Genomic DNA, 12,942 nt, shown 5'->3' with positions numbered 1-12,942 from the left:
GTCACCGAAATTTCCTGCCGTCGAATTTACTGGAGCCTGGTATGCGGACAACCCGGCGGTGGCTGGTCCCGGCCGTGGTCCTGGTGGCGTGGCTGGCCCTGGGCTCGCTCGCCGGGCCGTTCGCGGGCAGGCTCGCCGAGGTGTCGGAGAACGACGCCGCCGGGTTCCTTCCAGCCTCGGCGGAGTCGACGCAGGTCGCCGAGCTGCAACGGCTGTTCAGCGACCGCCAGGGCATCCCGGCCGTAGTCGTGGCCCAGCGCGCCGACGGGCTGACGGCCGCCGACCGGGACCACCTGACCAGAGCGGCGGACAAGGCGTCCGCCCTGGGCGAGGTCTCGCCGGTCCTTCCCTCGGACGACGGTGCGGCAGCGCGCGTGATCGTGGCGCTGACCCCTGCGCAGGAGCCCGCCGAAAGCGTCGCCGCGCTGCGCAAGGCGGTCGGCGAGGGCGCGCCGCCGGGGCTGACCGTCCTGGTGACCGGACCGGCGGCGCAGGGAGCGGACCTCGGTGAGGCGTTCGGCGGGATCGACGGGCTGCTGCTGCTCGTCGCGGGCGCGGTCGTGGCCGTGATCCTCGTGGTGGTCTACCGAAGTCCGCTGCTGCCGCTGTTCGTCCTGCTGTCCGCGGTGTTCGCGCTCGGTGTGGCCAGCCTCGTGGTCTACCTGTTGGCCGACAACGACGTGCTGGCGCTCAACGGACAGAGCCAGGGCATCCTCTTCATCCTGGTGTTCGGCGCCGCCACCGACTACGCCCTCCTGCTCGTGGCGCGCTACCGCGAAGAACTGCGCAACGCCGACAAGTACACGGCCACAGCGCGCGCGTGGCGGGCGACCATCCAGCCCATCGCCGCCTCCGCGGGCACGGTGATCCTCGGCGTGCTGTGCCTGCTGTTCAGCGACCTCAACTCCAACCGGGGGCTCGGCCCGGTGGCCGCCATCGGCATCGCGGCGGCCCTGGTCTCGGCCATGACCTTCCTGCCGGCCGTGCTCGCCCTGGCCGGTCGGGCCGCGTTCTGGCCGTTCTCCCCCAAGCCCGATGCGCCGTCCGACGGCGGCGGCTTCTGGGGGAAGGTGGCCAGCCGGGTCGGCAGGGCGCCCCGCGCCATCTGGATCGCCACCAGCCTCGCGCTGCTGGCTCTGGCCGCGTTCTTCCCGCAGCTGAAAGCCTCCGGCACCGCGCAGTCCGACATCTTCCTGACGCCCGTGGAGTCGGTGGCGGGTCAGGAACTGCTCTCCCGGCACTTCCCCGGCGGCACGGGCGCGCCCACCGTCGTCGTCGCTCGCGCCGAGCACGGCGAGGCCGTCACCCGCGCCGCGCGCGTCGACGGCGTCGCCGACGCGCGGATCACCGGGCAGGCGCAAGGACTGGTGCGCGTCGAGGCGGTGTTGTCGGACCCCGCCGGGTCCGAGGCGGCGGTCGCGACCGTGCAGCGGCTGCGCGAGGCGGTGCACGCCGTGCCGGGCGCCGAGGCCAAGGCGGGCGGCCCGACCGCGCAACTGCTCGACACGCAGCAGACCTCCGAACGGGACCGGCAGGTGATCATCCCGATCGTGCTGGTCGTCATCTTCGCCGTGCTGGCGCTGCTGCTGCGGTCCCTGCTGGCGCCCCTGATGCTGATCGCCACCGTCGTGCTGTCGTTCGCCGCGACGATGGGCGTCTCCGCCCTGGTGTTCAACCACGTCCTCGGCTTCCCCGGCGCCGACCCGGTGGTGCCGCTGTTCGGGTTCGTGTTCCTCGTCGCGCTCGGCATCGACTACAACATCTTCCTGATGACCCGCGTCCGCGAGGAGGCCGCCGCCCACGGCACCCGGGACGGGACGCTGCGGGGCCTGCGGCTGACCGGCGCCGTGATCACCTCCGCCGGGGTGGTGCTCGCCGCGACCTTCGCCGCCCTGGCCGTGCTGCCGATCCTGTTCCTGGCCCAGATCGCCTTCATCGTCGCGTTCGGCGTCCTGCTCGACACCCTGGTCGTGCGGTCCCTGCTGGTGCCCGCCCTCACCCTCGACATCGGCCGCCGCGTCTGGTGGCCGTCGGCCCTCAGCAGGCGAAACGCTGAACAGGCGGAGTGAAGGTTGCGTACGGTAGCATCGCGTGCACTCTCTGACGTAATGAGGTGTCCGTGGTCTTCCTCGTCGAGTTCCTGCGGGATCCCCGACGCACCGGGGCGGTGACGCCCAGTTCGCCGTGGTCCATCCGGTCGCTGCTGGATGAGGCGGAGGTGGCGGGCGCGCGGAGCGTGGTCGAGCTCGGCGCGGGGACGGGCGCGATCACCAGGGCGCTGCTCCAGCGGCTCCCGCCGGACGCCCGGGTCCTATCGCTGGAGGTCAACTCCTCGTTCGTGGCCCGGCTGCGGCGCAGGCTGGCCGACGACCGGGTGTCGGTCGTGGCCGCGTCGGCCGCGGACCTGCGGGAGGTCCTGGCCGAGCACGGCATGGGGCGGGTCGACCGGGTCATCAGCGCGGTGCCGTGGACGACGATGCCCTCGGGACTGCGGGCCGACATCGTCTCCGCCGTCGCCGACGTGGTGGCCGACGACGGCCGCTTCAGCACGCTCATGTGCAGGCACCGCGCCGCCACGGCCGGGGCCAGGTCCTTCGACCGGTTGCTGCGGTCGCGCTTCGGCACGGTCTGGCGCGGGCAGACGGTGTGGGCGGAGTTCCCGCCGATGTTCGCCTACCACTGCGAGCGGCCGCGGGGCCGGTAGCCGCCCGGTCCTCGGACGGGAGTGAGCCATGCTGGTACTCGGGATCACCTGCTCGCTGGCCCCGGCGGCCGACGACTTCATGGCCCGCCGGTGGGAGCTGCACTTCCACGACGCGGCGGCGGTGCTGCTGCGCGACGGCGAGGTCGTCGCGGGCGTCGAGCAGGAACGGCTCAACCGCGTCAAGCACACCACCGCGTTCGCCGGAGACGCCATTCGCGTCTGCCTGGACGCGGCGGGCGCCAAGCCGGGCGACCTCGACCGGGTCGCGTTCTTCTTCGGCGAGGAGTACACCGACCGGGAGCTGTTCGAGCACTACGCCGACAACCCCGCGCTCCCGCTGGTGTGGAGCAGGCAGTTGCTCGCCACCCGGCTGCGGGAGGCCCTGGACGCCGACGTGCCCGACGACCGGCTCCAGTTCGTCGAGCACCACAGCGCGCACGCCTACTCCGCCTATCCGCAGTCCGGGTACGACGACGCGCTCGTCGTCGTCATGGACGGCGCGGGAGAGGACAGCGCCATCTCCGTCTACGACGCGCACGACGGCGCCATGCGGATGCTGACCAGCCACGCGATCAGCCGCTCGCTGGGCATGCTGTACCTGGCGGGCACCCGCCTGCTGGGCTACGGCCTCGGCGACGAGTACAAGGTGATGGGGCTGGCCCCGCACGGCGACCCGCGCACCTACCGCCCGGTCTTCCGGTCGCTGTACGACCTGCGCCCCGACGGCGACTTCGACCTCGACCACACGAGCCTCCGCCCCGCGTTCGCGGCCGCCGGGTTCCGGCCCCGCCGCCGCGGCGAGCCCTTCGACCGCCACCACCGCGACTTCGCCGCCGCGCTGCAGGAGACCGTGGAGACCATCGGCCACCACGTCATCGGCGCATGGCAGCGGGCGACCGGCCACCGCCGCCTGGCGCTGGCGGGCGGTGTCGCCCAGAACTGCACGATGAACGGCAGGCTGCTGCGCGGCGGGCTCTTCGACGACGTCTTCGTCCACCCCGCCGCCCACGACGCGGGCGCGGCGCTCGGCGCGGCGGTCAAGGCCAACGCCGACCTCTCGGGCGCCCTCCCCCGCTCCCGGCTGCGCCAGGTCTTCTGGGGCAGCCCGCTGCCCGAGGACCGCGACCTGGTCGCGCTGCTGGAGCGCTATCGGCCGTTCCTCACCGCGCGCCGCTCCACCGACGTGACCCGCGACGCGGCGGAGCTGCTGGCGGCGGACGCGGTGATCGGCTGGGTGCAGGGCCGCTCCGAGTTCGGCCCGCGCGCCCTGGGCAACCGCAGCATCCTCGCCGACCCGCGCCCGGCGGCCAACCGCGACCGGGTCAACCGGATGATCAAGCAGCGGGAGGGCTATCGGCCGTTCGCACCGTCGGTGCAGGCCGAGCGCCTGCGCGACTACTTCGACTTCCCGGAGGGCGCGCGGACCCCCGACTTCATGGTCTTCGCGGTCCCCGTGCGGGAGGACAAGCGCGCCGGGCTCGGCGCGGTCACCCACGTCGACGGCAGCGCGCGCGTCCACGCCGTCGACAAGGCGGTGAACGAGCGCTATTGGCGCCTGCTGGACGAGTTCACCCGCCGCACCGGGGTCCCCGTCCTGCTGAACACCTCGTTCAACAACCACGCCGAGCCCATCGTCGACTCCGCCGAAGACGCCATCCAGTGCTACCTCACCACGCAGTTGGACCACCTGGTGATCGGCGACCACATCGTGTCCACAACGGACTGGACCGACGCCGACCTCTGCGGGATGGCGCCCGCGCTCGTTCCGCTGGCCCGCCTGCGGACCGAGACGGAACCGGGAGGCGCCGCACGGCATGTCGTCGCCTTCGCCACCGCGGGCGGCAGGCAGCTGACCGTGGACGACGCCACCCTGCTCGTCCTGGCCCGCGCCGACGGCGCCCGCACCCTGCGCGACCTCGATGTCGAGCCGGGCTCGTCCACACTGGACCGGATCCGCGAGCTGTGGAGCGAGCGGTTCATCACCCTCCGCCCGCCCGTGGCCGACTGAGGGCTACTCCTTCGTCACCTTGAGCACCTTGAGCTGCAAAGCATGCGGCGGCCCGCTGTTGGTCGACGAGCAGGCGCCGACCTCGGTCTGGTAGCTGGCGCCGGGCGAGAGGTCGTCCACGCTCACCGGGGTCTCGCACACGCCGCCGCCCGTCACCTCGATCAGCACGGTGAACGAAGCGGCTTCGAGGCCCTTGTTGCGCAGCGTGACGGTGACGGCCGTGCCGTCGGTTCCCGCGTGCCGCTCGCCGAGGCGCACGTCGAGGTCGTTGTGCAGGATCTCGGCGGTCCGGTCGTCCGGGAAGGCGTTGGGCGAGGACTTCGGGGTGCCCGCGACGAGCATGATGACCGCGAGCCCGAGCGCGATCCCGCCCAGGATCGATCCCGCGACCGCCAGCGCGTTGCCTCGGCGGCGGCCGGTGGACCCGGCGATCCCCAGGGCGAGGCCGGGCAGGGCGAAGCCCAGGGCGAGGTAGGCGCGCGTGCCGGTGAGGGCGAACGGGGCCACCAGGAGCAGGCACCCGATGGCGCCGAGGACCACGGCCAGGACGCCGAGCCCCGCGCCCTTGGCGGGGTCGGACGGCGCGGCGGCCGGACCAGCGGCCGTCGGGGGGTGCGCGGGTGGGTTGGCAGGGCCGCTCGTCGTGGACAAACCCGACTCCCCTGGAGGTCGCTTCCGGCTTCCGATCGCGGCCGAACCTAGCACTGCCGCGACCCGCGCGGGCCCATGATCGACGAGGAAGTGGACCCGGCCTCGATTGTCGTGCCGATGACACAAGCGGCCGCTCTGGTATTGGGTTCGACAGCGTTCCGGGTACCGCGTGTTGACAGGCGTGGAGGCCGGGGACAAGCTGGCGAGGCTTTACCTACTTTCAAGTAGGAATCCCTGCTGTCGCCGACGACACGGAGAGTCCCTTGCCCCGACGCCTGATCGCCATCGCCGCCGCCGCCGTCACGGCCGCAGGGACCGTGGCGCTGTCCTCCGCCGGTCCCGCCCAGGGCGCCGACCCCATCGACTATGTCGCACTCGGCGACTCCTACAGCGCGGCCTCCGGCGTCATGCCGACCGCGCCGGGATCGCCCGCCCAGTGCCTGCGCTCCGCCCTCAACTACCCGAACGTGATCGCCGAGCGGACCGGGGCCAGGCTCACCGACGTGACGTGCGGGGCGGCCCAGACCAAGGACTTCACCGCCGCCCAGTACCCGGGCATCCGGCCGCAGGTGGACGCCCTCAGCGCCGACACCGACGTGGTGACCCTGACCATCGGCGGCAACGACAGCGGCATCTTCATCCGCGCGGCGCTCACCTGCTCGATCGCCGGGTTCTTCACCGGCGGCAAGGGCAGCCCGTGCAAGGACCAGAACGGGAGCTCGTTCGAGGACACCGTCCGCGACAAGACCTACCCGGACCTGGTCGACGCGCTCCGGGCGGTCCGGGTGAAGGCGCCGAACGCCGAGATCGCCGTCCTGGGCTACCCGTGGATCGTCCCGGCCACCGGCGGCTGCTTCGACAAGATCACCATCGCCGCAGGCGACATCCCCTACATGCGCTCGCTGCAGGCCACGCTGAACGACGCCGTCGGCCGCGCGGCGGCCGAGACCGGGGCGACCTACGTCGACCTCAACGGGCTCTCCGACGGGCATGACGTGTGCCAGCCCCCGGGCGTCCGCTGGATCGAGCCGCCCATCGGCGCCCAGAACTCGATCTTCGCCCATCCCAACGCGCTGGGCGAGCGCGAGATGGCGGCCGCCGCGATGGCCGCTCTCGACCTCGGCTGACCCCTGCGCGAGAGCTTTACGTAGTTCTGCTGATGGCGCGGATCGCGCGTCGCCGACGACTCTTGCCGGTACCCCGGGCTTCGAGGAGGAGGCGCAGTGACGGCGATGCGGCGGGATGTCGCGGTGGGCGAGGCCCTCCGGCTGTCCGTGGCGGAGGTGGCGGCCGAGGTCACCGTCCGGATCCGGCGGGAGCTGCCGGTGCTGGGCGCGGCCCGGTACCTCGACCCGCTGGTCGAGGGCCTGGTCGGGCAGTTCATCGACCCGAGCGGCGCCGCGGCGGACGAGGTCGTGTCGAGGGGGCGGGACGCGGGCGCGCGGGAGGCCCGGGAGGGACGCGGGCCGGAGGTGCTGCACGCGGCAGTGCGGCTGGGCACGGGGATCGCGATCGCGCGGCTGGCCGAGCACGCGCGGCGGCTGGGCCTCGGCGACGAGATCGGCGCGGTCGGGCGGATGGCGCAGACCGCGTTCGCCCACACCGAGCGGCTCGTCGAGGCCGTCACCGAGGGGCACGCGGGCGTCGGCGCGCTCGACGGCCGGGAGCGGGACCGGCGGGCGCTCGTCGACCTGCTGCTGCGCCCCGAGCCGGGGGCCGCCGAGATCCGGGCCGCGGCGCGCGCGGCAGGCTGGCCGGTCCCGACCGGCGTCGCCGTGGTCGCCGTGCGGCCCGGGGGCCCGGCCGTGCCCCGCGGGCTGCCGCACGACACGCTGCCCGCCCTGCACCTGGACGAGCCGTGCCTGGTCATGCCGGACCCCGACGGCCCCGGCAGGCGCGGCGGGCTGGCGGCGAGCCTGCGCGGCTGGGCGGCGGCGATCGGGCCGACGGTCGCCGTCACCGACGCCGCGCGGTCGCTGCGCTGGGCGCGCCGCGCGCTGCGCCTGGTCGGACGCGTCGACGCGGGCCGCTCTCCCGTCCGGGCCACCGACCACCTGCCCCGGCTCATGACGTCCTGGGGCGCCGAGCTGGTCGACTACGCCGCCGCCGACCGCCTCGCGCCGCTGGCCGCCGTCCGCGCCCCGCTGCGCGCGGACCTGGAGGCGACCCTGCTGGCCCTGCTGGAGTGCCACTTCCGGGCGAACGCCGCCGCCGAGCGGCTGCACGTGCACCCGCAGACCGTCCGCTACCGCCTGCGGAAGATCGAGGCGCTGTTCGGCGACGGGCTCTACGACCCGCGCATCCAGCTCGACCTGCACCTGCTGCTGCACGCCCGCCTGGCGGACCGCCACGGCCACCACGGCGAGTGATTGTTTGGTCACGCTCATCACCTTGAGTTACGGTGGCGTCGTGATGGACGTGCCGCGCGCCACCACCGGCTACGTCGGCAGGCGGCGGGAGTCCTCGGCCGTCCGGGCGGCCCTGCGGCCCGGCTGCCTGGTGACCCTGACCGGTCCGGGCGGCGTCGGCAAGACCCGGCTGGCCACCGCCGTCGCGAGCCAGGCCTGCCGCGAGTTCGCCGACGGCGTGGTGTTCGTCGACCTCACCGAACTCGGCGACGGCGCGCTGCTGCCGGATCTCGTCGCCACCCGGCTGGGCCTGCACAACCGCATGGGCCAGCCCGACGCCGTGGTGACCGCCCTGCGGGAGCGGGCGCTGCTGCTGGTGCTGGACAACTGCGAGCACGTGGTGGCCGCCGCCGCGGCGTTCGCCGCCGCCGTCCTCGCCGCCTGCCCCCGGGTCGCGATCCTGGCCACCAGCAGGCAGACCCTCGGCGCCGCCGGGGAACAGGTACTGCGGGTCCCGCCGCTGGCGGTGCCCGCCGACGACGTGGCGGCGTCGCCGGACGCCCTCCTCCGCTACGACGCGGTGGCCCTGCTCGTGCAGCGCGCCTGCGCCGTGCTGCCGGACTTCGAGCTGACCGCCGAGAACAGCGCGGCCGTGCTGGACATCTGCAGGCACCTCGACGGCCTGCCGCTGGCGATCGAGCTCGCTGCCGCCCGGCTGCGCTCGCTGTCGCCGCACCAGATCGCCGACCGCCTCACCCGGCGGCTGCCCGCCCTCGCCGCCGCCCCGCGCACCGCGCCCGAGCGCCAGCGCACCCTGCGCGCCACCATCGACTGGAGCTTCGCGCTGTGCTCCCCGGCCGAGCAGACGCTCTGGCTGCGGGCGTCGGTCTTCGCGGGCAGCTTCGACCTGAGCGCGGCCGAGCGGGTGTGCGCGGGCCCCGACCTTCCCGCCGACGACGTCCTGGACACCGTCGAGGGGCTGATCGACAAGTCCGTCCTCATCCGCGAGGACCACGGCGACATCGTCCGCTACCGGATGCTGGAGACGCTGCGCGAACACGGTCGCGAGCTGCTCGACGCCAGCGGCGACCGGGCCAGGGTCCGGCGCCTGCACCGCGACTGGATCGATGAGCTGACCGCGGCCGCCGACGCGAACTGGGCCGGGAACGAGCAGGTCGGCTGGATCACCCGGCTGCGGCGGGAGCAGGCGAACCTGCGCGCCGCGCTCGACTGGTCGATCTCCGAGCCCGGGGAGGCGGGCGCCGCCCTGCGGATCGCGTCCCGGCTGGACGAGTACTGGATGTTCTTCGGCCACAGCGTGGAGTGCCGCCAGTGGCTGGAGCGGGCGCTGGCCGCGACCCCGGACGACCACCCCGACCGCCCGAGGGCGCTGGCGGTGTGCGCGCTGCACGCGGTCTGGCACCTCGACCTCGACGCCGCCGAGCTCCTGCTCGCCGACGCCGAACCGGCAGCGGCGGACGACGAGCTGTTCGGCGCGTTCCTCACCTACGTGCGCGCCCTCGCCGCGCAGATCAGGACGGACACCCGGGCCGCCGACCTCGCCGGGGAGGCGGCCGCGGTGTTCCGCGCGCACGGCGACGTGCGGCGGGAGCTGCACCCGCTGTGGATCCACGGCGTCTCCACCGGCTACCGCAAGGGAGACGTGGCGGAGGGCAGGCGCTCGCTGCGCCGCATGCTCGACCTCTGCGTGTCGCACGGCGAGACCCGCTACCGGGCGATGGCTCAGTTCGGCCTGGCCTACCTGGAGGTCGAGCGCGGCGACGTGCTGGTGGCCGAGGACCTCGCCCGGCAGTCGCTGCGCAGCCTGGTGGGCATCGGCGAGGGCTCGGGCACCGCGTACCTGCTCGACGCGCTGGCCTGGATCGCCGACCGCAAGGGCGAGCACGAGCGCGCCGCCGTCCTGTTCGGGGCGGCGGCGCGGGTCTGGGCGGCGATCGGGTCGGCCCCGGAGATCGCGGTGTCCGGGCCGCACCGCGCCCACAAGGCCGACACCATGGCCGCGCTCGGCGCCGAGCGGTTCGCCCGCGCGCACGCCGAGGGCCGGGCGATGGGCGCCGACGAGGTGGCCCGGTTCGCCCTCGGCGAGACCGAGCCCCCCACCGACGCCTGGCCGGGCGTGCTGACCAGGCGCCAGTGGGAGATCGCCGGACTCGTCGCCGCGGGGATGTCGAACCGGCACATCGCCACCAGGCTGGTGATCTCCCAGCGCACCGCCGACACCCACGTGCAGAACATCCTGAACAAGCTCGGTCTTCACAACCGTGCCCAGATCGCTGTCTGGTTCACCGAGACGGCCAACGCTCAGTCCACAGCGGACCAGAAGCCGCAGCGGTGGGCGGCGGGGAAGTCCGCGACCCGGCCGGGCGTGGGCGGCGCGTAGGAGAGCATGTGCGGCCGCGCGGCGGTGTACGCGGGCCACACGGCGGCGCTCGCGGGCCGTCCGGTGGTGGCGAAGGCGGTCCAGTGCCCGCGCATGGTGGCGGCGAGCCGTTCCTGCTCGGCGGTGAGCCGCGCGGGGAACGCCGCGTTGCCGATCCCGAACAGGTACTGCAGCTCCGAGGCGTGCGACGCGCCGTAGGGGAACGACACCGGCGGCAGGTAGAGCTGCGGCGCCTCCCGGTCGGCGAACTCGTAGGCGTAGGTCGGCACCCACCGCGACAGCCAGCCGTCGAGTTCCAGGGCGGGGCAGGCGAAGGTGGCGTCGGTTGCCGCGGCGGCGAGCGCGGCGGCCGGGTTGGGGTAGTCGGCCAGCGGATAGAGCTGGGCCGCCCGCTTCGCCGTCTCCGCAGGGACGCCGGTCATGGCGCTGATCTCGGCCACCAGGTTCTCCGCCGTCACCCGCCGCCCCACCATGTCGTAGTTCGTCGCGACGAAGAACGTGGACTCGTCGCTCGTGCTCCCGTTGACGACCGGGACCCGGTTGAACTCCCCGGAGCGGAACGCCTTGTCCAGGGAGGTGGGCAGGACGGCGCCGTCGGTCTGCAGGAAGCCGATCGGCTGCTGCTTGGCCAGCAGCGCCGACGCGGGCAGGGAGCGCAGGCACTCGGCGGTCTGGTCGGGGCAGCCCGCCGCTGCGCTGAGCGCGCCGCCGTCGGCCTTGGCGTCGGCGAGCGACTGGAGGCGCAGGTTGTAGGCGCCGCTCTGGTTGACCGCCGCGGAGAACAGGCCCGCCGAGCCGGGCGAGGCCAGGTGCGCCAGCACGCTCAGCCCGCCCGCCGACTCGCCGAAGATCGTCACCCGGTCCGGGCTCCCGCCGAAGCTGCCGATGTTGCGCTGGACCCAGCGCAGGGCGGCCTGTTGGTCCATGAGCCCGTAGTTGCCCGCCGAGCCGTCGGCCGCCGCCAGCGCGGGGTGGGCCAGGAACCCCAGCGCCCCGAGCCGGTAGTTGATCGTGACGACGACCGTGCCGTTCTCCACCAGCGCGGTCGGGTCGTAGTTGCCGCCCATGCCGGAGGTGAGCGCGCCACCGTGGATGTAGACCATCACGGGAAGGCGGTCCCGCCCGCGCGCCGCGCCCTTCGGGGTGTGGACGTTGAGGAAGAGGCAGTCCTCGGACGTGGCCGCGGTCGTGTTCTGCGGGCAGCGCGGCGAGAGCCGGGTCGCCTCGCGCACGCCCTGCCAGCGGGCCACCGGGCCCGGCGGTCGCCACCGCAGCTCGCCGACCGGCGCGGCCGCGTACGGGATGCCGAGGAACCGGTCGGTGGTCCCGGAGGTCGCGCCGCGCAGGACCCCCGCGTCGGTGACCACGACCGGACCGCGGCCGGGCCCCGCCGCGGCGGCGCCGTCGCTGGCCGCAGACGGAACGCGATCAAGTTCGGCCGCGGCGGCCCCGCCCCGGTCGCTCACCGCGGACAAGCCGAGGTCGGGCTGGCCCGCGGCGGCGGTGCCGCCCATGATGCCGCCGAGCGCGACGGCGGTGAGCGCGACCGCGAGTCGTCTGGTCCTCATCAGCCCGCCTTCCTGGTGTCGATGGGCTCGCCGAACAGGTTCCAGCGCTCGCCCTGGAACCGCTGCAGTTGCAGGGTCTCGATCGGGTAGCCGTCCTGCGGTCCGGTGTTCATCGTGACGCCGGGCAGCAGCAGGTCCGAGCGGACGTCGGTCAGCCCGCGGACGGCGGCCATCAGGCCCTCGCGCGTCGGGCACTGCATCGCGGCGAGCGCCTTCTCCATCGCGCCCGCGGAGGCCCAGCCCAGGCTGTAGAAGGCGTTCTTGGTGTCCAGCCCCGGCGCGTACTGGGCCATCTTCGCCTCGTACAGCGCCATCTCCGGATCGTCCGCCCACTGTGGATCGGACGGGTCCTTGAGGAACGCGGCGGAGACGATGTTCTGCACCTTGTCGAAGCCGACCGGCTTGAGGACGGTGTTCGACGACGCCACGTTGTTGATGATGTGCAGCGGGTTCCACGCGGTGTTCGCCGCGTCGGCGGCCAGCGCCTGCGAGCCGAACTTGGGCGTGGTGATGTTCAGGAACACGTCGGCGCCCGACCCGGCGAGGTTGCGCATCTGCGGGTCGACGCTCGGGTCGGTGGCCTCGTAGGTCTGCTCGGCGACCACCGTGACGCCGCTGCCCGCGATCTCCTCGACGAAGCCCGTGCGCAGGTCCTTCCCGTAGTCGTCGTTCTGGTAGAGGATCGCGACCTTGGCCGAGGGCCGCTCCCGCTCGAGGTACTGGCCGTAGATCCGGCCCTCGGACAGGTAGCTGGGCTGCCAGCCGATCGTCCACGGGTACTTCACCGGGTCCGCGCCCCACTTCGACGCCCCGCTGGAGACGAACACCTGCGGCACCTGCCGCTGGTTGGCGTACTCCATGACCGCCGACGACGTGGGCGTGCCGAGGGTCTGGAACAGGGAGAAGACGTTGTCCTGCTCGTTGAGCCTGCGGGCCTCCTCGACGGACTTGGGCGGCTGGTAGCCGTCGTCGCGGACGATGTACTCGATCTTGCGGCCGTTGACGCCGCCCTTCTCCGCGTTGAGGTAGTCGAAGTAGGCCTTGACCCCCTTGGGGATCTCGCCGTACGCGGACGTCGGGCCGGACAGCGGGTAGATGCCGCCGAGCTTGATCGCGTCGTCGGTGATCCCGGTGGTCTGCTGCCCCTGGCAGGCGCCGTCGCCCGCGGTGGTCGCCCCGTCCTCGCCGCGCCCGCCGCAGGCCGAGGCCGCGACCAGGGCGGCCGCGGTGACGGCGGCCAGTCGGATCGTTCTGGTGCGCAT

9 protein-coding genes are annotated in these 12,942 nt (G+C 73.7%); 6 read left to right on the top strand and 3 right to left on the bottom strand.

Annotated features, from left to right (window positions below; translation table 11 throughout):
* Positions 1-41 precede the first annotated feature (41 nt).
* From Actkin_RS14640 to Actkin_RS14630, 3 genes are read left to right on the top strand one after another with little or no spacing between them, the layout of a single operon-like run.
* The gene (locus Actkin_RS14640) at positions 42-2,069 is read left to right on the top strand and encodes an MMPL family transporter (RefSeq protein ID WP_258907625.1); all 2,028 of its coding nucleotides are present in this window, start codon (positions 42-44) and stop codon (positions 2,067-2,069) included.
* Positions 2,070-2,119: 50 nt separating this feature from the next.
* Positions 2,120-2,704, top strand: a complete 585-nt coding sequence (locus Actkin_RS14635) for a class I SAM-dependent methyltransferase (protein WP_258907624.1) — start codon at positions 2,120-2,122, stop codon at positions 2,702-2,704.
* Positions 2,705-2,732: 28 nt separating this feature from the next.
* On the top strand, positions 2,733-4,712 hold the full coding sequence (locus tag Actkin_RS14630; protein WP_258907623.1) for a carbamoyltransferase family protein: 1,980 nt from the start codon (positions 2,733-2,735) through the stop codon (positions 4,710-4,712).
* Between the two features lie 3 nt (positions 4,713-4,715).
* Here the strand turns inward: Actkin_RS14630 and Actkin_RS14625 are convergent, their stop codons facing one another.
* The gene (locus Actkin_RS14625) at positions 4,716-5,363 is read right to left on the bottom strand and encodes a hypothetical protein (protein ID WP_258907622.1); all 648 of its coding nucleotides are present in this window, start codon (positions 5,361-5,363) and stop codon (positions 4,716-4,718) included.
* Positions 5,364-5,626: 263 nt separating this feature from the next.
* Here Actkin_RS14625 and Actkin_RS14620 point away from each other — a divergent pair, with 263 nt between their 5' ends.
* The 3 genes from Actkin_RS14620 (at position 5,627) to Actkin_RS14610 (ending at position 10,112) form a co-directional block, all read left to right on the top strand.
* Positions 5,627-6,490, top strand: coding sequence for an SGNH/GDSL hydrolase family protein (locus tag Actkin_RS14620; protein WP_258907621.1), 864 nt, complete (start codon positions 5,627-5,629; stop codon positions 6,488-6,490).
* Positions 6,491-6,595: 105 nt separating this feature from the next.
* Positions 6,596-7,732, top strand: coding sequence for a helix-turn-helix domain-containing protein (locus Actkin_RS14615; protein WP_258907930.1), 1,137 nt, complete (start codon positions 6,596-6,598; stop codon positions 7,730-7,732).
* 43 nt (positions 7,733-7,775) lie between these two features.
* Positions 7,776-10,112, top strand: coding sequence for a LuxR C-terminal-related transcriptional regulator (locus tag Actkin_RS14610; protein ID WP_258907929.1), 2,337 nt, complete (start codon positions 7,776-7,778; stop codon positions 10,110-10,112).
* Here Actkin_RS14610 and Actkin_RS14605 read toward each other — a convergent pair.
* A complete protein-coding gene (locus Actkin_RS14605; RefSeq protein WP_258907620.1) occupies positions 10,034-11,680 on the bottom strand; it encodes a carboxylesterase/lipase family protein in 1,647 nt (548 codons plus the stop codon). The genes Actkin_RS14610 and Actkin_RS14605 overlap by 79 nt on opposite strands.
* Positions 11,680-12,942: an ABC transporter substrate-binding protein gene (locus tag Actkin_RS14600; RefSeq protein ID WP_258907619.1), complete on the bottom strand. Its 1,263-nt coding sequence runs from the start codon at positions 12,940-12,942 to the stop codon at positions 11,680-11,682. Before Actkin_RS14600 ends, Actkin_RS14605 begins: the two co-directional genes overlap by 1 nt.

Source organism: Actinokineospora sp. UTMC 2448, assembly GCF_024760565.1.
GTDB lineage: Bacteria > Actinomycetota > Actinomycetes > Mycobacteriales > Pseudonocardiaceae > Actinokineospora > Actinokineospora fastidiosa.
This window is presented reverse-complemented; position numbering and strand designations above follow the sequence as displayed.

Excerpts from the sequence above, each read along its gene's own strand:
- Actkin_RS14640 (WP_258907625.1), top strand. The coding sequence starts at position 42 with ATGCGGACAACCCGGCGGTGGCTGGTCCCGGCCGTGGTCCTGGTGGCG.
- Actkin_RS14630 (WP_258907623.1), top strand. The coding sequence starts at position 2,733 with ATGCTGGTACTCGGGATCACCTGCTCGCTGGCCCCGGCGGCCGACGAC.
- Actkin_RS14615 (WP_258907930.1), top strand. The coding sequence starts at position 6,596 with ATGCGGCGGGATGTCGCGGTGGGCGAGGCCCTCCGGCTGTCCGTGGCG.
- Actkin_RS14610 (WP_258907929.1), top strand. The coding sequence starts at position 7,776 with ATGGACGTGCCGCGCGCCACCACCGGCTACGTCGGCAGGCGGCGGGAG.
- Actkin_RS14605 (WP_258907620.1), bottom strand. The coding sequence starts at position 11,680 with ATGAGGACCAGACGACTCGCGGTCGCGCTCACCGCCGTCGCGCTCGGC.
- Actkin_RS14600 (WP_258907619.1), bottom strand. The coding sequence starts at position 12,942 with ATGCGCACCAGAACGATCCGACTGGCCGCCGTCACCGCGGCCGCCCTG.